General features: G+C 54.5%; 14 protein-coding genes and 1 tRNA gene. 9 read left to right on the top strand and 6 right to left on the bottom strand.

What is annotated here, in order from left to right:
- The first annotated feature begins 7 nt into the window (after window positions 1-7).
- The 3 genes from A11S_RS07510 to A11S_RS07500 all read left to right on the top strand — a co-directional run bounded on the left by A11S_RS07510 (window position 8) and on the right by A11S_RS07500 (window position 3,954).
- Window positions 8-2,002: a DUF1566 domain-containing protein gene (locus A11S_RS07510; RefSeq protein ID WP_015467903.1), complete on the top strand. Its 1,995-nt coding sequence runs from the start codon at window positions 8-10 to the stop codon at window positions 2,000-2,002.
- Window positions 2,003-2,025: 23 nt separating this feature from the next.
- Complete coding sequence (locus A11S_RS07505; protein WP_015467902.1) at window positions 2,026-3,792, top strand: LamG domain-containing protein; 1,767 nt, start codon at window positions 2,026-2,028, stop codon at window positions 3,790-3,792.
- Window positions 3,793-3,869: 77 nt separating this feature from the next.
- Window positions 3,870-3,954 (top strand) — tRNA-Leu (locus A11S_RS07500).
- A gap of 55 nt (window positions 3,955-4,009) precedes the next feature.
- On the opposite strand, the gene hmpA is transcribed toward A11S_RS07500, so the two are convergent.
- Window positions 4,010-5,245: an NO-inducible flavohemoprotein gene (hmpA, locus tag A11S_RS07495; protein WP_015467901.1), complete on the bottom strand. Its 1,236-nt coding sequence runs from the start codon at window positions 5,243-5,245 to the stop codon at window positions 4,010-4,012.
- 78 nt (window positions 5,246-5,323) lie between these two features.
- Between hmpA and A11S_RS07490 the strand changes: the two genes are divergently transcribed.
- The gene (locus A11S_RS07490; RefSeq protein WP_015467900.1) at window positions 5,324-5,740 is read left to right on the top strand and encodes an Rrf2 family transcriptional regulator; all 417 of its coding nucleotides are present in this window, start codon (window positions 5,324-5,326) and stop codon (window positions 5,738-5,740) included.
- 49 nt (window positions 5,741-5,789) lie between these two features.
- Here the strand turns inward: A11S_RS07490 and A11S_RS07485 are convergent, their stop codons facing one another.
- The 5 genes from A11S_RS07485 to A11S_RS07465 form a co-directional block, all read right to left on the bottom strand.
- Window positions 5,790-6,761: a hypothetical protein gene (locus A11S_RS07485; RefSeq protein WP_015467899.1), complete on the bottom strand. Its 972-nt coding sequence runs from the start codon at window positions 6,759-6,761 to the stop codon at window positions 5,790-5,792.
- 11 nt (window positions 6,762-6,772) lie between these two features.
- Window positions 6,773-7,738: a J domain-containing protein gene (locus A11S_RS07480; RefSeq protein WP_015467898.1), complete on the bottom strand. Its 966-nt coding sequence runs from the start codon at window positions 7,736-7,738 to the stop codon at window positions 6,773-6,775.
- Between the two features lie 265 nt (window positions 7,739-8,003).
- Window positions 8,004-10,877, bottom strand: a complete 2,874-nt coding sequence (gene uvrA, locus A11S_RS07475; protein ID WP_015467897.1) for an excinuclease ABC subunit UvrA — start codon at window positions 10,875-10,877, stop codon at window positions 8,004-8,006.
- A 152-nt stretch (window positions 10,878-11,029) separates the two neighbouring features.
- Window positions 11,030-13,534 carry an AAA family ATPase gene (locus A11S_RS07470; RefSeq protein ID WP_015467896.1) on the bottom strand — a complete coding sequence of 835 codons (2,505 nt, stop codon included), beginning with the start codon at window positions 13,532-13,534 and terminating at the stop codon, window positions 11,030-11,032.
- Between the two features lie 206 nt (window positions 13,535-13,740).
- Complete coding sequence (locus A11S_RS07465; RefSeq protein WP_081604772.1) at window positions 13,741-16,251, bottom strand: AAA family ATPase; 2,511 nt, start codon at window positions 16,249-16,251, stop codon at window positions 13,741-13,743.
- Between the two features lie 234 nt (window positions 16,252-16,485).
- Here A11S_RS07465 and ssb point away from each other — a divergent pair, with 234 nt between their 5' ends.
- From ssb to A11S_RS07440, 5 genes are all read left to right on the top strand, one after another.
- Window positions 16,486-16,983: a single-stranded DNA-binding protein gene (gene ssb / locus A11S_RS07460; RefSeq protein WP_015467894.1), complete on the top strand. Its 498-nt coding sequence runs from the start codon at window positions 16,486-16,488 to the stop codon at window positions 16,981-16,983.
- A gap of 71 nt (window positions 16,984-17,054) precedes the next feature.
- The gene (locus A11S_RS07455; protein WP_015467893.1) at window positions 17,055-17,678 is read left to right on the top strand and encodes a class I SAM-dependent methyltransferase; all 624 of its coding nucleotides are present in this window, start codon (window positions 17,055-17,057) and stop codon (window positions 17,676-17,678) included.
- Window positions 17,679-17,726: 48 nt separating this feature from the next.
- Window positions 17,727-18,599: an NAD(P)-dependent oxidoreductase gene (locus A11S_RS07450; protein WP_015467892.1), complete on the top strand. Its 873-nt coding sequence runs from the start codon at window positions 17,727-17,729 to the stop codon at window positions 18,597-18,599.
- An 84-nt stretch (window positions 18,600-18,683) separates the two neighbouring features.
- Window positions 18,684-19,652, top strand: a complete 969-nt coding sequence (locus A11S_RS07445) for an HIT family protein (RefSeq protein WP_015467891.1) — start codon at window positions 18,684-18,686, stop codon at window positions 19,650-19,652.
- Window positions 19,653-19,731: 79 nt separating this feature from the next.
- Complete coding sequence (locus A11S_RS07440) at window positions 19,732-20,184, top strand: DUF2059 domain-containing protein (protein ID WP_015467890.1); 453 nt, start codon at window positions 19,732-19,734, stop codon at window positions 20,182-20,184.
- Window position 20,185 lies beyond the last annotated feature (1 nt).

Raw genomic sequence — 20,185 nt, 5'->3', positions numbered from 1 at the left:
CTGTCCCATGCAACAGCCCGTTATGCCCCCATCATTTTCTTTGAAACGGCATTTATCATCGTTTCTTCTTTCGGCCGCGTTGAGTGTTGCCGGGGCAGGGGTGATTTCCAGCACGGCTCTTGCCGCATGTGTCAGCCCGGCCGGGAATGCCGGCGACATGCTGTTCAATGACAATTACAAGGTCATGCAATATTGCAACAACACCAATTGGGTGGCGATTGGTGTTGGGTCTGAATCGACGTCGACGACGATTGGGCAACCGACAATTCTGAATGCTGTATCCGGCGTGGCTGCGCCCGGGAATATGGCGAAGTATGGCAACTTTCTGTATGTCATTGATGAAACGGCGGATACGCTGAGCATTTTTGATATCAGCTCCCCCGCCAATCCTGTTTTGCGGGGCAGTGTAGCGGTAACCGGGGCCACGCGCGTGGCGGCCCCAAATAATGATTTTGTGTATGTAACGGGTGACCCGAACGATACCCTGTACAAGGTTAATGTGGTTGATCCTGATAGCCCGGTGATTGCGACATCGCAGACGAATGCGACGACATTGGATCGTGTCACGGGTGTGGATGTTCTTGGGTCTTATGCCTACGTCACATTGCGCACTGCAAACACCGGGGTGACCGCGGTTAATGTGGCGACAACGCCGCCAACCGTTGGGGGGACTGGGTTTAGCGCGAATTTGGACGAAACAACGGCGATTAAAATATCCGGCAATTATGGTTACGTTGTTACCTATGCCGGGGCGTTTGGTATCGTTGATCTGACAACGCCGGGTTCGCCGACGGTGACGCATGTTCTGGGTCCTGATCCGACGTACTATTACGGATTTTTGTCGATTGACGTGTCAGGCCAATACGCGTATGCGGTCTCGAGCGAAAGAGATCGTTTTGGTGTCGTTTATATTTCAAGCCCCACCAACTCGTGGGTTGTTGGCTCGTTGGAAGATACAACGTGGTTTAACAATTCTCGGGATGTATTTTTTGTCGACGATTACGTTTTTACGACGTCCTATGACAACGATTCACTGGCAATTGTCGATGTAACCGATAAGGGCGATCCATCAATTGCCTATACGGTACAAAGCGCGACGTATCTGAATGGCGCGCACGATGTGATTGTGAACGGGAATTATATTTATGTGACGGCCACACTGGCCGGTTCCCTGGTTGTTTTGAGCACCGGTGGCGGATCAGGCGGCGCGCCGGATGGGTGTACAACCATTGGGCAGGAATGCTCTGACGGGACGGTCTATGCCGGTCTTTCACCGGATGGTAGCTTTCCAATGTATACGACGCATTGTGATGCGGGGATGACATGGAACGGTGCAAGCTGTACCGGAACGCGATCCACATTCGCATATAACAATGCGAACGCCAGCGGCGATACGGTCGGCGGGGCGAGCAGCACGACCAGTGGTTCCGCGAACACGGCGTCCCTGCTGATTACGGATGCCGACAGCATCACAGGCGGGGTACAGCCGCACCAAGCCGCGCAATATTGTGGCAATTTGACATCATCGGGGCGGAGTGACTGGTATCTGCCCGCCTTGGACGAGCTGGCCGTCTTGCGCACCAACCGTGTTGCGATTGGCGGGTTTGAACTCAATGCCGGAGCCGCGGGGGCGCAGCGTCGTTTGTGGTCATCGACTGAAAACGGGCAATTCACCGCCTGGCGTCAAAATATGCCCGATGGCGTCACTGGTGATCCGGTCAAAGACGAGATCAACACGGCACGGTGCGTGCGCAAGGTCAACCCGGCAAGCGGGTCGTGCACAAGTCCCGCGGCGGACCAGGGCGATATTATTTACAATACGACCCATCATGTCATGCAATATTGCAATGGAACGAATTGGGTGCCGATGGGGCCGAACGGGAATGGCGGCGGCGGGTGTTCCAATCCGACGGGCGCGGCGGGGGATATGACCTATAATGCCACGCATGGCGTCATGCAATTCTGCGAAGGTGATACGTGGATCTCAATGGGGCCGGAATAAGGGTAAAGACAGTGAGCCGAATTATGGGACAACAGTCGATCAATAAAAAATGGGTGCCAATTGCGGTGGCCATGCTGTTGTTGTCTGTTGTTTTTCTGCCAAAATCGGCCCACGCCGCCTGTGCCAATCCCGCGGGGGAAGAGGGCAAGATTGTTTATAATACGACGCATGGCACGATGCAGTATTGTGACGACACAAACTGGATTTCCATGGGGGCCAGTATCGCACCGGGCGGAAATAATGGCCCAACCGATGGGCTGGTCGCGCGGTGGAAAATGGATGACGGTACAGGCAGCGCGATTGCGGCCGATATGCTGGGCCTGCACAATGCGACCTTGACGAATATGAATACGACGTCTGCCTGGATTTCTGGTATCCGTGGCGGCGCGTTGTTGTTCGATGGGAGTAATGATTATTTGGCTATTCCCGATCATTCAACACTTGATCTGTCATCCTTTAGTTTGACCACATGGGCGCGGTTTGATGGGCCTGTGGCTGCCAATTATTTCTTTGAAAAAGGAGTCGCGGGACAGGCGAATTACCGTTTCTACATTTATTATAACGGGTCGAGCTATGTCCTGAACTGCGGGTTCCATGATGGTACGACTTGGCGACAGATTGAACAGACGGTGGCACCGTCACTGGGCGTCTGGTATCACCTGGCCTGTACATGGGACAATGTGGCGCAAGAGCTGATTATGTATGTCAACGGCGTGGCCGCAGGCTATGGATCCGGACCGTTTACGCCGCTGCAGAATAACGCCGCGCTCTGGCTGGGGCGCAGCCAGTTGGCTGGTGGTGGAACATTGCTGGGTGCCATGGATGATACGCGTATTTATAATCGTGCGCTGTCTCAGGCTGAGGTCGAGGAAGTTTTGCAATCGGGGACGGCGACGGCCCATGCCAGCCTGTTGGGGCGGTGGAAATTCGATGAATCCAGTGGGTTGATTGCAACGGATTCTTCGCCAAACGCCAATATCGGTACATTGGGTGGTGGCCCGATATGGCAACCGACGGGCGGCCGCGTCAATGGCGCGCTGGATTTTGATGGCGTAAACGACACCGTGATTGTGTACACCCATCCGGTCTTCAACGACATTAACACATTGAGTGTTTCAGCCTGGATTTACCCGCGCGGTTGGGGCGAGGGGGATCGTGGGCGTATTATCGACAAACGAACCGGCGGGCAAGAGGGTTTCATCTTCTATCTACTGAATCCCGGCCATTTGGTGTTTGAAGCGTCACGATGGAACGGCAGCAATGGCGTTTGGGGGTCCAGCTCGCCTGTTATTCCGCTCAACGCCTGGACGCATGTTGTCGTGACCTATGATTACGGTGCCCTTGGTAACGATCCCGCTCTCTACGTGAATGGTTCCCCTGTTGGTGTTACTGAATCCACAACCCCGACGGGGTCGGTGGTGGCCGAAACGGCCAATATCAACATCGGGAATGACAATGGAACGGCGCGGACCTTTAACGGTTTGCTCGACGATGTGCGGATGTATGGCCGTGTTCTGGCCGCAAATGAAGTCGCAGCCCTGTACGACAATCCGGAAGGTGGCGTGTGTGCGAACCCGTTCCGGGCCGAAGGGCAGATTGTCTTTAACTCCACCAGCGGTGTTATGCAGTATTGCAATGGGGCGGATTGGATTTCCATGGGGCCGACTGTCGCCCCCGGCGGATCCGGATGTTCCAACCCGACGGGGAACCGGGGGGCGATGGTTTACAACACCACCCACAGCGTCATGCAGTATTGTAACGGCACCGACTGGGTCGGGATTGGCAAATAAAAAACGCCAACATACTGATTTTTATCGAATTTATCCTATTGATCCGCGGATAATTTTTGCCTATAGTCCCCGCCAGTGCCCCAGTGGTGGAATTGGTAGACGCGCCGCACTCAAAATGCGGTACCGAAAGGTGTGTTGGTTCGAGTCCGACCTGGGGCACCATTCCACAAAAAACCTCCCTTGCGGGAGGTTTTTTGCTTTTGTGGTTCTGTGTGGATCAGGCGGCTTTTTTATCCAATTCCTGACGCGGGCCGAAGAATTCGAAATGTACCTGTGATGCCGGGATGCCCCAGTCCAGAAGCTGGTGATAAATATTCACCATGAATATTTTCGGGCCACAGAAATAATAATCCGCATTCCGCCCCGGAATAATCGATTCAATCAGTTCCGCGTCCACAAAACCGGTGCTGACATTGGTGGTGTTTGAGATGTCTGCGGGTTTCATATCGCTGTAACGGTAATGGACGCGCAGGTTTGGGTGGGTTTGCGACAATTGATCCAATGTGGATTTAAATGGCTGGACATCGGTATCCAAGCATCCATGGATCAGGAAAATGTCGCGGCCCTTGTGAGTATCCAACGCGGTCAGAAGAATGCTCATCAACGGCGTAATACCAATGCCTGCGGCCAATAGGACCAGCGGGCGGGTGTGATGTTCTGATGGGTCGAAGAAAAATTCACCACACGGGGCGGAGAGTTCAACCGTATCGCCAACATTGACCGCGTCGTGCAACATGTTCGACACATATCCGGCGGGGGTGTTGGATTCGGGTGGCATTTCGCGTTTTACACTGATGCGGAAATAATCATGCCCCGGTTTGTCGGACAGGCTGTAATTGCGCATGGTTGTTGACCCGTTCGGCGTCGGCATGCGGATGGTAATATATTGCCCGGCCTTGAAAGTGGGCAGATCCGATCCATCCTGCGGCGTTAAATATAGCGATGTTATGATGCTGCTTTCGCGTTCTTTGCGCATAACATGAAATGTCTTAAAGCCATCCCAGCCGCCGGGCATTGTGGCGTTGTCTTTATAAATCTGGGCTTCACGGTTGATCAGGATATTGGCCAGGAAGCCATAGGCATTGGCCCATGCATTGATAATGTCGTCGGTGGCCGCATCGCCGAGCACTTCGCGAATGGATGCCAGCAGGTTTTCGCCAACAATCGGATAATGTTCCGGTTTGATGTGCAGGGACGCATGCTTCTGCGCAATCAATTCAACGGCATTTCCCAAAACCTCCAGATTCTCGATATTGGCCGCATAGGCGCAGATGGCAGCGGCGAGGGCGCGTTGCTGGCTGCCGGATTTTTGGTGCGCGGGATTGAAGAAGGGGACCACTTCTGGATTGTGGGTGAACATGCGTTGGTAAAAATGCCGGGTCAGCGTTTCGCCGTGCTGGTCCAGAACGGGGGCGGTGGATTTAACAATATCGATGGTTTTTTGGTCGAGCATGATGGTATCCTTATAATATGTATTTTTGATATATATTATAAAATATGCTACAAAGGTCAAGCAGGATATGAGGGTTGTATGCAACTGACCGTATTTACAGATTATGGATTGAGAACGTTGATGTTTCTGGCCGCGCGTGCGGGCGATATGTGCAGCGTGAAGGACATCGCCGATCATTACGGTATATCCCGCAACCATCTGGTGAAGGTGGTTCACCATTTATCGCAAACCGGATACATCGTGTCGACAAAGGGGCGGGGGGGCGGCATTCGTCTGGCCGACGGAACCGCGCAATTGCGCTTGGGGGACATTGTACAGGCGCTGGAACCCAATATGAATTTGGTGGAATGTTTCGACAGCAAAACCAATACATGCAGGATTACGGGGGCATGCCAGTTAAAACATTATCTGCGTGATGCAAACCGGGCCTTTATTGCGGCGCTGAATGAACACACTTTGGCCGACACCGTGAAAAACAAATCCATTTTTGGATAAGAAAAACCTCCCGTGTGGGAGGTTTTTTATTTGTTCTTGTCCGCAAAGCTTAGCGGGATGTGTGCTTGTTCTGCAGCCAGGATTTCAGCGAGTGCAGGTCGCGTTCATAACCTTGCGGGCACGCGGCGTAGGAGCTGGGCGCGTAGGAGCGCGGGGCCACCAGATGTTGGGATTTATCATTGAATCTCGGGTAAATGATCATCACGTCGCCCTTTGCGGCGTATTGCGTGATCAACCCGTTCGGGTCCGCTTTCCATTCATTGATGCGTTTGGTGTTGTAGTCTTTTAATGCGGCCAGTTTTTCGCCATTCGCTTTCTTGAAATCCGATGTCAGTTTTTCATGGCATTCAATCGCCATGTGGTTATCGGGAATGCTCAGCGTAACCGTTGTTTGCTTGGTGAACGTGTCCGTCAGGCCATAAGACGCGGCTGTTTCTTTGACTTTTTCCGCCGGAACTTTGCTCATATCCACTGTGCTGTTGACTTTGTCGACGGCCCACATGCCGCCCGACATAATCCACGTGCCCAGTGTTTTGTAATTCTGGCCTGATTGGCTGAGCGTATAGTCGAAGGCATCCTTTGGGTTTTCCATCGGATTGATACGCTCTTGGAACAAAGCCTGTCCTGCGGCGACAATAACGGGGCCGATGGCGACCCAGCCGAGCGCTTTTTGCAGTGGAATATGGTTGTTTAATTTTTTCAGGCCCCAGAAGCCACCAACAGCGGCAATAACAGGGATGGCAATACCGCCAACGACAACGGCCGCGGCAATAGCGGCCGGAATGCCGATGAGATAGCCTAAACCCTTCCAGCCCATTTTTTTACCCAGTGCGGCTCCGAACAGAGCTGCTACACCCAGCCCTTTGCCGGTTTTGCGCAGGCCGCTCCACGCCATCTGGCCGCCTGTGCCCATGGCACCCGGCGTTTTTTTGAACAGCGCGGCCGCTTTCTGCTTTAAGCGTTGTGCTGTCGTGGGTTTGTGTTCAATTCTGGCTTGTTCGGGTTTGTTCTGTTCGGTCATGGTACGTACTCTTAATAACGAACGGGTTTCAGCTTGCTGATCGGGGCAGTCATGAATTTATCAAGACTGTATTGCGGTTCCTTCGTGCTGGGATAGCGGAAGAAGCCCTTGTCACAATTCAGCGAGAATGTGTTAGTGATATTGTGAATAATCGGCTCGGCCTTGTAACCCGCCGGGGTGTAGGTGACGCGAATATGGGTGTTATTGCGTTGGGCCATTTTGACCAGTTCGCTGTTCGGATCGCGTTTCATGCCTTCGATAATCGCATCAATTTTTTCCTGTTGCGGCAGAACTTCGCTGACGCGATAGGCGTTGTCACCCATGCGGTCTTGCGGAATGCGCGGGACGCAAACGATGGCTTTCCATTGCGGGGACAATTCGCCCGGCTGGATCACGTAACCATTCCCCGTTGGCTGTTGTGGGGCCGCCGTTTTTGGGGCCTGTTGCACGGTGTTTGGCACCGGCGTCGGGATCGGTTTAATGTCGATGTCATTTTTGAAAAATTCGTTATAGGCCCACAGGGCGGCACCGCCCAAAGCGGCGGCGACGAAATATTTTCCCAGACCTGATTTCTTGCTCAGGTTGGCTTGGCGTTGCGCGGCGTTGCGTTGGCTGCGTTCAAAACCGGGTTTTTGTTCGGTGCGGTCGAAGCCCGGTTTGGCCTGCTGTGCTTCTGGTTCTGTATATTTTTGCGGCGGGCTGTATGACTGGCGCACTTCGGTTGATGGCGGTTGATTAACGCTGGGTTTGTTTGCCGCGTATGTGGAGGCCAGCATGCTGTCGTATCCGGCGCGATCATCTCTCAGCACGGCATAGGCAATATTGGCTTCTTTGGTTTTTTCTTCCGCGGCCGCATCGCCCGGGTTTTTGTCGGGGTGATATTTGCTGGTGATGGCGCGATAGGCGGCCTTGATCACCGCATCGTCCGCTTTCGGATCAACGCCCAGAATTTCGTAATATGTTTTACCGTTTAACATTGCACACCACCGTTTTTTACCAATTTGACGCCTGATTTTTATTGGTTTTTTTGCATTCAGGCGCCCTTATATTTACCATAACTTGATGGTGGGGTGCAAGAGGGAAATTTGGTGCATTTTATTGTTTATTTTCAATGTGTTATCGTGCGCACTTTTTGTCATCCCCGCCTTGTGCGGGGATCTGGAAAGGGCCGTGGCGATATATGCCCTATGCCCCCGGATCCCCGCGCAAGGCGGGGATGACGGTGGGGCGTAAGGGGGGGGGCTAGGCCGACTTCTTTCCCTTCGCCGTCGTCTTCGCAGGCGCTTTGGCCGGGGCGAGCAGGGGGGCCAGATAATGCCCGGTGTAGCTGCCTTTTGTCGCGGCAACCTGTTCCGGTGTGCCCTGGGCCACGACGCGCCCACCTTTGTCACCGCCCTCGGGACCAATATCAATGATGTGGTCGGCGGTTTTGATGACTTCCAGATTGTGTTCGATGACCACGACGCTGTTGCCCTGATCCACCAGCTTGTGCAGGACCTCCAGCAATTTGCGGACGTCTTCGAAATGCAGGCCCGTGGTCGGCTCGTCGAGGATATAGAGCGTGCGCCCGGTGGACCGGCGGGCCAGTTCCTTGGCCAGCTTCACACGTTGGGCCTCGCCACCGGACAGGGTGGTGGCTTGTTGCCCAACCTTGATATACCCAAGACCGACATCGACCAGCGTTTCCATTTTCTCACGGATGGAGGGGACGGCTTTGAAAAACTCCGCCGCTTCCTCGATCGTCATGTCCAGAACGTCGGCAATCGACTGGCCTTTGAATTTTACTTCCAGCGTTTCGCGGTTGTAACGTTTGCCATCGCATGTATCGCATGTGACATACACATCGGGCAGGAAGTGCATTTCAATCTTGATCACGCCATCGCCCTGACAGGCCTCGCACCGCCCGCCCTTGACGTTAAAAGAGAAACGGCCCGGTTCGTACCCGCGGGCCTTGGATTCCGGCAACCCGGCGAACCATTCGCGGATGGGGGTGAATGCCCCGGTGTAGGTGGCGGGGTTGGAGCGCGGTGTGCGGCCAATGGGGGATTGGTCAATGTCGATGACTTTGTCGACATTGTGCAGGCCCTTGATTTCCTTGTACGGCAACGGTGCTTCGCGTGTGCCCATCAATTTCTGGCTGGCGGCCTGGAACAGCGTGTCGATGGTAAAGGTCGATTTGCCGGACCCGGACACACCCGTGATGCACGTCATGGTGCCGAGCGGGATTTTACCGTCGATATTTTGCAAATTGTTTCCGGTGCATCCGTTCAGTTCAATAAACTGTTTCGGCTTTCCGGGGCGGCGGGTTTTTGGCACGGCGATGGATTTGCGCCCGGTCAGGTAATCGGCCGTGATGCTGTCTTTATTCTTCATCACTTCGGCGGGGGTGCCTTGCGCGACGATCTGGCCGCCGTGAATGCCCGCGCCGGGGCCCATGTCGATCAGGTAATCGGCCATGCGGATGGCGTCTTCGTCATGTTCAACAACCAACACCGTATTGCCCAGATCGCGCAGGCGTTTCAGCGTTTCCAGCAAGCGATTGTTATCGCGCTGGTGCAGACCGATGGACGGTTCGTCCAGAACATACAGAACCCCGGTCAGGCCAGAGCCAATCTGGCTGGCCAGACGGATACGCTGGCTTTCCCCGCCCGACAATGTGCCGGACGAGCGCGACAGGTTGAGGTAATCCAGTCCCACATTCATCAGGAATTGCAGCCGTTCATTGATTTCTTTCAAAATCCGCTCGGCAATGGCGCGTTGTTGCTTGGTCAGTTTTTTATCCAGCGCACCGAACCAGTCGAGCGCCTCACCAATGCCCATTTCGGCGGCTTGGCTGATGTGGATTTTATTGATCTTGACGGCCAGGGCTTCGGGTTTCAGGCGGTATCCTTCGCACGCCTCGCACGGGGCAGAGGATTGGTATTTGGACAATTCATCGCGCACCCCGGCACTGTCGGTTTCCAACAGGCGGCGTTGCAGGTTGGGGATGACGCCTTCAAATGGTTTTTTCGTTTTGTAACTGCGCACCCCGTCGTCATAGGTAAAGGTGATCACTTCTTCATCGCTGCCATACAGGATGATGTCGCGGACCTTCTTCGGGATGGATTTAAACGGCTGGTCCACGGTGACCTTGTAATGCTTGGCCACGGACGCGAGGGTTTGCAGGTAATATTTGCTGAAATTCTTCGACCACGGATCAATCGCGCCGTCTTCCATGCTTTTTGACGGGTCCGGTACGACCAAAGATTCATCAAACAACAATTTTACACCCAGCCCGTCGCATGTCGGGCAAGCGCCGTGCGGGTTGTTGAATGAAAACAAACGCGGTTCAATTTCGGGAATGGTAAAGCCGGATACCGGGCAGGCGAATTTTTCCGAAAACAGCGTTTGTTCGCCGCTTTCGGCGTTCTCAACAATCAGCAGTCCGTCGGCCATTTTCAACGCGGTTTCGACCGAGTCGGCCAGACGGTTGCCCAGATCGGGGCGCACGATAATCCGGTCCACGACAATTTCGATGTCGTGTTTGATTTTCTTGTCCAGCGCAGGGGTTTCATCAATTTCATACAGCGTGCCGTCAATTTTCACACGCTGGAATCCCTTGGCGCGCAGTTCGGCCAGTTCCTTTTTATATTCACCCTTGCGCCCGCGCACGATGGGGGCGAGCAGATACAGTTTCGTGCCTTCGCCCATGTCCATGATGCGGTCGACCATGTGGCTGACCGTCTGGCTTTCAATCGGCAATCCGGTCGCGGGGGAATAGGGCACGCCAACGCGCGCCCAGAGCAGGCGCATATAATCGTAAATTTCCGTCACCGTGCCGACGGTGGATCGCGGGTTGCGGCTGGTGGTTTTTTGTTCGATGGAAATGGCGGGGGACAGGCCCTCGATCGAATCCACATCCGGCTTTTGCATCAGCTCCAAAAACTGGCGGGCATAGGCCGACAGGCTTTCAACGTAACGGCGCTGCCCCTCGGCATAAATCGTGTCAAAGGCGAGGGAGGATTTGCCCGAGCCGGACAAGCCCGTCATCACGATCAGGGAATCGCGCGGCATGTCGACATTGACGTCTTTCAGGTTGTGTTCCCGCGCGCCGCGGATGCTGATGGTCTTTAACATAGTGCGAAATGTTCCCGAAAAGTTCTACTCTGGCTTTCCATGTATATGGGATTCGGGGGCGGCTTGGCTAGGGGCTTTTTGGCCCCATGGGCATAAAAAGCCCCCGGCAGGGTGACCAGCCGGGGGCGAGGTGGTGTTAAAACTGTGCTCTATTAAGCCGGCTGCGCCGCCGGGCCGTTCGGTTTGCGGGTGACCGGTTTGGCGGTCTCGGCCTTGTTCTGGTTGGCGGCGGTCGCGGTGGCTGTCACGGCGAAGCTGTCTTTCACGCTGTCGACGGTCAGGGTTTTGGCTTCCCCGGCCAGATCGGCTTCGTTTTGCTTCAACCAATCGGCCAACGGAACCTTGACGTAATCGCGGATGGCGCGATCCATCGGGCGGGCCCCGTTCTTGGCGTCGAAGCCAACGCTCATCAACTCATCCAGCGCATTGTCGGACAGCTGGACCGTCAATCCGGCATAGAGCTTGTTCTGGCGCAGGCTGGCCGACACGCCGTCGATTTTCTTCAGCGCGATGGTGCGGACAACCTCCGGCGTCAGATCCTTCATGTCGATAAAGGTCGCCCGGTTGCGGAATTCCGGTTTCAGGCGGTCTTTCGCGGCTTGTAACCGTTCTTTCGCGGCGGCTTTTTGGGCATCGTTTTCGCGATCTTCTCTCGAAGGGGCGGTGAAGCCAATTGTCGCCTTTTCCTTGATTTCATCGGCGGCATTTTGGGCTGCGGTTGCCCCCAAGTTACTGGTGAAGATCAGGACGCAGTTGCGGAAGTTCAGCTTCTTGCCGTTCAGCAGGGTCAGCTCGCCTTCATCCATGATTTTCATCAGGGCGTTGTCCACTTCCGGGTGGGCCTTTTCGGCTTCGTCGAACAGCACGACAGAGAAGGGTTTTTTGTCCACGGCTTCCAGCGCGGTTTCTTCACCGTAACCAATGTAGCCCGGCGGGGAACCGACGATGCGGCTGACCGTGTGTTTTTCGGCGAAGTCGGCCAGGTTCACGGTGATCAGTGCTTTTTCATCGACAAACAGCGATTCCGACAAGGATTTTGCCAGCTCGCTTTTCCCGACGCCGCTGCTGCCCATCAGGTAGAAGACGCCCAGCGGCTTTTTCGGGTCGTGCAAATTGCGGTTCACCAACCCAATGGTTTTGGAAATTTTTGTTACGGCTTCGTCCTGGCCGAAAATCCGTTGGGACAAAGTATCGCCCAGATTTTCGATGCGATCCGATGCCGATCCGCCGATTAAAGCCAGCGGCAGGCCTGTTTTTTCGGCGATGATGTTATCAATCGTCGCAATGCTCAGCGTGGATTCATTGTTCAGCTCGCTTTCCGCAACGGCGGACAGCAAAATGCCGATGCCTTTTCCGGGGCGGAATTGGTTGGGCATATAACGATCGGTTTTTGCCGCGATATGATCCAAAGCGTCCTGTGTAATTTCAACCGAGTGATAGTTGGAAATTTTTTCCGCATGACGTTGCAATTGTATCATTGCAATATCGGCGGGCAGTTCTTGAAGTTTCAGTGTTTCAAATACGGCTGCAACATCCGGCGATTGTTTTTTGATCAGGAATATTTCCTGGTCTGTCGCGCTGGCAATCAAATGCAGGTCTTTGTTCTGGGACAATTCGTGGGCGATCAGCGCGCGCAGGGCTGTCATATTTTCTTTCAATGCCGATGTCGAATTTCCAAAGTCCTCGATATACAGGATAACGGGTTCTTTCGGGTTTTTGGCGTTGTGATCGGCCACATTGTTCAAAATATCCAGCAGGACGTCTTTCACCTGCGGTTTTTTGTCGATAACCGATGACGGGCCGTTAAACAGCATGTCGGCCAGATTCAATTTGAAAATGCTGCCATTCTTCATCTGACCGGGGCCTTTGCCTTCGGCCATGTTTCTGGCCAGGGCTTTGACCACAGTGCTCTTGCCAATGCCTTCGCCGCCATGGAGCAGGGCGCTGGCCCCTTTTTGTTGCAGCAATACACGGGACAGGCGTTTGACGTCTTCGTCACGGCCATGATTGTCGTCCAGATCTTTGGCTTCGATTGTGAAGTCGGACGCATATTCATTCAACAGCGAGCGCAATTTTTTCGAGATCTTGCTGTCATCCGCGTGGACGAAGGCCAGGTTTTTCTTTGTCCCGCTATCATCGCTTTGTTGCAGGGCGCTGACAGCCTCATTGGCGGCCTGATAGGACACCATGGCGTCGTTGCTGAACAAAATCTGTCCAAATCCGCCGCTGAGTTGTTCAAAGCTGTCTTGCAGATAGGTGTAAACCTGCACCATCGACGGAACGTCTTTCGTCAGACGCAGGGCCATGGGGATATAGGCGCTTTGTTTTGTCTCTGCCTTTTTGTCGGCGTTGTAACGCAACGTCATATCCGCATCGGGGCGAGACACCATGGCTTGATGGCGGTGTTGCATCAGTTGGAAATAAAAATCGGCATTTCGCCCATCGGCAGACACATCTTTGAAGACGAGGGCGTGAAGCTCCATCAAATCATCTGCAACAATTTCTTTAAGGGTGCGGCCTTGAACCAGGTCCGTCGGAGCGCTTTCCAGGAATGTCAGAACCCCTGGATGTTTATCCAGCGTTTGCATCTGGGCCATGACGGCTTCAATGGTGTTGAAGATGCTCAGAAGGGTGGTTTCGCGGGCGGTCTCGGCCATTCTTTATCTCCCTGATAACGCTTATAAATTACGCGGTTTTTGTCTTTTCTCTGGGCTTTAATTTACATAAAGCTTTGGTATGGGGCAAGAAATATCTTTATAAAAAAGTACGAGGCTGGGGAAGATGCCAAAAAGTCTATGGTTTCTGCCGCTTTTCCCGGATGGTGCCAGCAAAAAGCCCGCCTGTTTGGGGCGGGCTTTTGTGATTATTCCGGTTTCGGGGGGCTTGGCTGCGTACGTGCGGCCGGGCGGCGTTGGGGCCTGCCCTCGCTGTTGTCGTTCACGGCCCTTGCATTTTGCGTGACGCTGGCGCGGAAGCTGTCTTTCAAAACGCTTTCAATGACCAGGGTGCAATCTTTGCCAGCGACTTGGTCTGCGTTTTTGTTCAGCCAGTGGACCAGCGGTACCTTCACATTGTCACGGATGGCCCGTTCCATGTGGCGTGCGCCGCTGGCGCGGTCATAACCAATTTTCATCAATTCATCCATGGCCTGTTGGGTCAGGTCGATGTCCATATTCGCATAGGCCTTGTTCTGGCGCAGGCGATCGGACACCTCATTGATCTTTTTAAAGGCAATGGATCGCACGGAATCCGGCGTCAGGCTGTTCATGTCGATCAATGTTGCGCGCTGGCGGAATTCCGGTTTCAGTGTTTCCTGAATGGCTTTGGTACGGGCTTCCTTGCTGGCCTGATCGCGTTCAGTCTGCCCATTGCTGGCGCTGAACCCGATACCGTTCTTTTTCCCAGCCTCTTCGGCGTCACGGGCCCCCAGGTTACTGGTGAACATTAAAACCGTGTTGTGGAAGTCGATATGTTTGCCGTTGAGCAGGGTCAGTTCCCCTTCGTCCATGATCTTCATGAATGCGTTGTCGACGGTGCGGTGGGCTTTTTCGGCCTCATCGATCAGGATGACGGCATAGGGTTTCTGTGCCACGTCTTCCAATGCGGTCTTATCACCATATCCGACATAGCCCGGGGGGGAGCCGAGCAGGCGGCTGATGGTATGTTCGCCGCTGAAATCCGCCATGTTGACGGTGATCAGGTCGGTGCCCAGCGTATCGGCCAGAACTTTGGCCAATTCGGTTTTCCCGACGCCGGTCGGGCCGGTCATATAAAATACGCCAAACGGGCGTTTTGGATCATGCAATCCATGCCCAACCAGTTCCAGCGTGTCGGCAACGATCTTGATGGCTTCGTCCTGTCCAAAAACCTTGCCGGACAATTTTTCGGCCAGGTTGGTGTAGCGGCTGGCCCCGTCACCATTGATCGTTTCGAGTGGTTTTTTCGACCGTGCGGCAACGGCGACGCAGACAGATTCGTATGTCAGCGTGTCGTGGCCCTTCAATTCTGCATCCGCAACGGCGGACAACAGAACATCGGTGGCACGGATCATGCGCGATGCTGTTTTCGGCATATGGGCATCGGATTTTTGGATGATATCTTCCAGAATGGAATCGCTGATCTCAATGGATTTTTGTGATTCCAGATTTACAACGGTTCTCAGCATGTGAAGCAGCACGGAATCCGTGGACAGTTCCGGTGTCGCAATGCGTTCGTATTTTGTTGTATCCTCATTCAGGTCATGCAATTCCGCATCCGTGGCGTTAAACACCATCATCAGGCTGGGGTCATTGTCGGCGTAATGTTTGATAATGGTCCGCAACATTCCCGTGGAATCCATCATCATCGCGTCATAGCTGAGCGGTTTTTGGGCGCAGCCATAATCGTCGAAATGCAGGATGATCGGTTCATCCGGGTTGTCCAGATTGTGGGCGCTGGTGGTGTCTAAAACGTCGCTCAGCATCGATTTGGCGCTCTGGCCGGCGGGGCCGGAATCGGCGGATTTCAACAGCATCTCGGTCAGGCTGATGCGGTAGATGGAGGCGTCTTTCAAATATCCCGGTCCTTCACCCGCGGCCATTTTGTGGGCCAGGATATCAACCAGAATACGCGCGTTGCTGTAATCTTTTCCATGCAGCAAGGCCTGTGCGCCATGCGGGCGTAACAGGACGCGCGACAGGGTTTCAATCGCGCCGTCAAATTCGGGGGCCTGCGGCGGCTTTGCAATGTTTTCGGCGATGTTGATGCCATAGATGGACAAGACATCGTGTGCGTCTTCCTCGGGGCCGAAATCGTCGGTTGAAACAGCCTGCGCTTCCGCGCTCTGTGCCGGTGTTTCGGTTGGCTCCGGATAGATTTGCTCCATCGCCGCGGCCAGGCCTTCGGCCAAGCTGTTGGTTTGAATGGCTTCGTCGCTGAGATGCAGCTGGCCGAACAGGCGGGCCATGGTTTTGAACAAGCCTGCCACGGTCGGAATAACCTCTTGGCCCTTCGGCGACAGCTCCAAAAGACCGACACATTCCATGTTATAGGACGGGCTTGCGTCTTTTCTCACCTGTTCGATATGCGCGGCCAGAAATTCCTGCGCGGTTTCCGGGACAATCGTTTCGCCGTTCCGGTGGCGCATGATTTCGCCGTAAAATTCGGGGTAAGCCTTGTCCGCCGAAAGGTCTTTGGCGATGCAGGCGTAAAGCTCCAGAAAATCATCGATGACGATTTCATGGAATGAGCGGCCGCGGACGACATCCTGTGGCAATGTTTTTAAACTGTCATTCAAGTCGGGAAAATGCGTGGGCAGGGCCCCAACTTGCTCAGCGATGACACTGATGCTCGCGAAGGTTTTCAGGTGGTTTTCACTGTGCTGAGTCAGTACCATTATATGTGCTCCCTGATAGGCGCCCACGTTTTCCGGGCTTTTTACGTACTCTTTTTGCAAGGACGGTAATTTACGTAAGCTGGACAAGTGGGGCAAGGAAAAAGTGGCCGGGGGGGCCTGTCCTGGTGCATAACCGTAAAAATGGCGCAAAACGCGCTTTTCATCCGGCGCACGATGGGTAATAGTGACCCCGGTTTTCCCGAAACAAATATAGAACATGAGAGAGAGCAGGCCATGGCTGGCAGCGTGAACAAGGTTATTCTGGTAGGCAATCTGGGCAACGACCCGGACGTGCGGATGATGCAGTCGGGCGGCAAGGTTGTGAACCTGTCCATCGCCACATCCGAAAGCTGGAAAGACAAAAATTCCGGCGAGCGTCAGGAACGCACCCAATGGCACCGCGTGGTGATCTTTAACGACAATTTGGCCACTGTTGCCGAGCGTTATTTGAAAAAAGGCGCGAAAGTGTACATCGAAGGCCAATTGGAAACCCGCAAATACACCGACAAAGACGGCCAAGAAAAATACACGACCGAAGTGGTCCTGCGCCCGTTCCGTGGCGAACTGACCATGCTGGATTCCCGCAGCGGCGGTGGGTCTGGTTTTGGCGGCGCCAACGATATGGGCTCTGGTATGGGCGGGGGGGCCGATTACGGTTCACCGGCTCCGGCGCGTGCCGCGTCCGGCGGTGGCGCCCGTATCGATGATATGGACGACGAAATTCCGTTCTAAATAAAGTTTGAATGTTTTAAGGCCCCGGTTTTATAAAGCCGGGGCCTTATTGTTTAAAAGGGGACACGCGCATGACATCCAAAAGCAAGAATGACATCAGCATTATCGCGTATAACCAGCAGGCTGAAAAACTGGCTGATTTGTACAATGCGATGAGTTCCCCTGCCGTATTGCCGGGGTTGGAGCCGTTGTTGCCGGAATGCGATGGCACCACGCGCATGAACGCGTTGGATATTGGATGTGGCACGGGGCGCGATGCTGTATGGCTGGCGGATAAGGGGTTTCATGTTGTGGCCTTTGACGCCGCAGCTGACATGATCCGCGTGGCCGAAGACCGCAAATCCCACCCGAATGTGCAGTACATGGTCGACAGCCTGCCGCATATGCGCGACGTCATGGCGTTGGACCGTGAATTTAACGTGATGGTGATGAGCGCGGTGTGGATGCATTTGTCCCCCGATGCGCGCAAAACCACCATGCGCGCCATGTGGGATATGGCCGCGCCGGGGGCGCTGATTTATATGTCACTGCGCCATGGCCCATCGCCGGATGACCGCCCGATGTACAAGGTGGGGGCGAATGAAGTGAAACGTCTGGCCGCTGATGTCGGGTTTAAGGCCACCGTCTTGGGCGATGACACCGACCGTCAGGGCCGCCAGGGTGTGTGGTGGGATTACATGACCCTGCGCCGTTAATCGGCGCGCTTTCATGGTTCTGCGCCGTTAAGAGAAAAGAGTATCATCATGCAAAAAATCTCGTTCCTTGGCTTGGGCGTCATGGGGTATCCCATGGCGGGGCATCTGGCGAAAAAGAGTGGCGCGGATGTGACGGTTTATAACCGGAGTGTCGCCAAGGCGGATCAATGGCTGGGTGAATATCAGGGGCGCAAAGCGCTGACCCCGGCGGATGCCGCGCGGGACGCGGATTTGATATGTCTGTGCGTGGGCAATGATGATGATCTGCGTCAGGTTTTGACCGGTGAAAACGGTGTGGCGGATACGGTGAAGGCGGGGGCCATCATCGTGGATCACACAACGGTGTCCGCCGATGTCTCGCGTGAGATGGCGGCGTTCTTTGCGGACAAGGGTGTCACGTTTCTGGATTGCCCCGTATCTGGCGGGCAGGCCGGGGCCGTGAATGGCGTTCTGACGATCATGTGCGGCGGTGATCGCACCGCGTATGACAAAGTCGCACCAATCCTCAAGGCGGTGTACGCGCGTGAAATTCGCCACATGGGGCCCAGCGGTACCGGACAATTGACCAAAATGGTCAATCAGATGTGCATTGCTGGTGTGTTGCAAGGCTTGGCCGAAGGCTTGTCCTTTGGCATGAAAAGCGGTCTGGATATGGATGAGGTGTTGGCCGTGATCAGTGCGGGCTCCGCCCAAAGCTGGCAGATGGAAAACCGCGGCAAAACCATGGTGCGCGATCAATTCGATTTCGGCTTTGCCGTGGATTGGATTTACAAGGATCTGGGCATCGCTTTGGACGAGGCCAAAAACAACGGCGCAAACCTGCCCGTCACCGCACAGATCCGGGAATTTTACAAAGAATTGGCCGATCAGGGGCATGGGCGCTGTGATGCCAGTGTATTGATAAAGCGGCTGGTTTCCTGATGAAATTCCCCCAATCGGGGGATTTTTATTGCCTTTTTGTGGGGGATGGCCCTATGTTCCGGAAAATAAAACGTTGGAACAGGCATGAACCCCATCAAGCCGACATTTTATAACGCCGCCCGCGACCGGATGCCCGAAGGCATGCGGCCCAGCCCCTTTACCGATCGGGCCGATTGGCTGGGGCAGGGGGAATTGACCTTTGCCGTGTCGAACGGGTTTCCATCCACGTTGGGGCATACGCTGGTTCTGCCGCGTGATTTTGGCACGTATCGTTTTACCGATCTGGCGCGCGATGAATTGGTGGAACATTTCCGCATGTTCAAAACCCTGACCGCCGCGTTCAATGCGCATTTCAAACCCGATGGGTACAATGTGGGTTGGAATATTGGGTTTCATGGCGGGCAATCCATCGCGCATGCGCATATGCATATCATGCCGCGTTACAATACGGTGAACCGCGCACATAAAATCAATCCGTTGGGCGGGTTGGTGCGCATGCCGTTTCAATCCATTCCCGATTTTTACAATACGGCATCCAAATCCGCGCAACGCACGTTGGAAAAACATGTCACCACCATGATGCCGTTGGTGGCGCGCAATGATCTGGCCTATGCCGTCAACCTGCCGCGTGATGTGGCGGTGGCGCAGGGGCACAGCGTGGTGTTGCCGCATGCGCCCCGTAAATCCCTGCTGGATTGTTCCGAAGGCGAATTTCTGGCGCAACTGGAATTGGCGCTGGAGATCATGGCCATGCAACAGGCGGGCACAACGCCACCCGATGGATATAATATCGGGTGGGATGTTGGCCGTGCCGGCGGGCAAATGATGAGCCGGGCCTATCTGCACGTGTTGCCGCGTTATGCCGGGGATATGGACAGCCCGCGCGGCGGGATTGTTCGCCTGATCCCGCAAGCCGCCTGGCCGAACAACACCGATTATTACGATGCCAAAAACGTGGGCAAGGATGTGGTGTTGAAAGACATCGTGACCTTCCCCTTCGATTTCTGGGACAGCCCGTCCCGATCCAATGTTATGGATTTAAAACCCGTCTAAGATGCCGATTGCGCTGGGGTGACATTTGGGGGGGAAGCCGCTATGATAGGGGACTTCACCGCCAGATAAGGGACCCTCCATGTTGCGCTTGTTTCTGTCCGCTTTTGTCGTTTTTGCCATGTCCGTCCCGGCCTTTGCACAGGATGATGCGGATATGACCAAACGCCGCGAATTGGCAATTGAAATGCACAAAATTCGCCCGGCCCGCGAACAGGTGAGCGAGGCTGTTGAGCAAGTGGCGCGCAACCTGCCTCCGGCCGATCAGGAACGTTTTATCGCCATGGTGGACAAGGCGTTCGATTATGCCGCCCTGGAAAAAATGTCGGTCGATACGATGGTGGATTTGTTCACCACGGCGGAATTACAGGCGATGGTGGATTATTTCGGTTCACCCGAGGCCAAGGCCGTGGCCCAAAAACTGCCGATTTATCAGGAAAAATTACAGCCGGAAATTATCCGTATGTTGGATAAAGCGCTGGCGGATGAGCGTTTTGGGATCAATGCGACATCGGCCCCGGCGGGTTCCGAATAAA

It is taken from the genome of Micavibrio aeruginosavorus EPB (assembly GCF_000348745.1).
In the GTDB taxonomy this organism is placed as follows: Bacteria; Pseudomonadota; Alphaproteobacteria; order Micavibrionales; family Micavibrionaceae; genus Micavibrio; species Micavibrio aeruginosavorus_A.
This window is presented reverse-complemented; position numbering and strand designations above follow the sequence as displayed.

What these genes read in the sequence shown, in the direction of transcription:
- A11S_RS07510 (WP_015467903.1), top strand. Translation starts at nt 8, where the DNA reads ATGCAACAGCCCGTTATGCCCCCATCATTTTCTTTGAAACGGCATTTA.
- A11S_RS07505 (WP_015467902.1), top strand. Translation starts at nt 2,026, where the DNA reads ATGGGACAACAGTCGATCAATAAAAAATGGGTGCCAATTGCGGTGGCC.
- hmpA (WP_015467901.1), bottom strand. Translation starts at nt 5,245, where the DNA reads ATGCTCGACCAAAAAACCATCGATATTGTTAAATCCACCGCCCCCGTT.
- A11S_RS07490 (WP_015467900.1), top strand. Translation starts at nt 5,324, where the DNA reads ATGCAACTGACCGTATTTACAGATTATGGATTGAGAACGTTGATGTTT.
- A11S_RS07485 (WP_015467899.1), bottom strand. Translation starts at nt 6,761, where the DNA reads ATGACCGAACAGAACAAACCCGAACAAGCCAGAATTGAACACAAACCC.
- A11S_RS07480 (WP_015467898.1), bottom strand. Translation starts at nt 7,738, where the DNA reads ATGTTAAACGGTAAAACATATTACGAAATTCTGGGCGTTGATCCGAAA.
- uvrA (WP_015467897.1), bottom strand. Translation starts at nt 10,877, where the DNA reads ATGTTAAAGACCATCAGCATCCGCGGCGCGCGGGAACACAACCTGAAA.
- A11S_RS07470 (WP_015467896.1), bottom strand. Translation starts at nt 13,534, where the DNA reads ATGGCCGAGACCGCCCGCGAAACCACCCTTCTGAGCATCTTCAACACC.
- A11S_RS07465 (WP_081604772.1), bottom strand. Translation starts at nt 16,251, where the DNA reads ATGGTACTGACTCAGCACAGTGAAAACCACCTGAAAACCTTCGCGAGC.
- ssb (WP_015467894.1), top strand. Translation starts at nt 16,486, where the DNA reads ATGGCTGGCAGCGTGAACAAGGTTATTCTGGTAGGCAATCTGGGCAAC.
- A11S_RS07455 (WP_015467893.1), top strand. Translation starts at nt 17,055, where the DNA reads ATGACATCCAAAAGCAAGAATGACATCAGCATTATCGCGTATAACCAG.
- A11S_RS07450 (WP_015467892.1), top strand. Translation starts at nt 17,727, where the DNA reads ATGCAAAAAATCTCGTTCCTTGGCTTGGGCGTCATGGGGTATCCCATG.
- A11S_RS07445 (WP_015467891.1), top strand. Translation starts at nt 18,684, where the DNA reads ATGAACCCCATCAAGCCGACATTTTATAACGCCGCCCGCGACCGGATG.
- A11S_RS07440 (WP_015467890.1), top strand. Translation starts at nt 19,732, where the DNA reads ATGTTGCGCTTGTTTCTGTCCGCTTTTGTCGTTTTTGCCATGTCCGTC.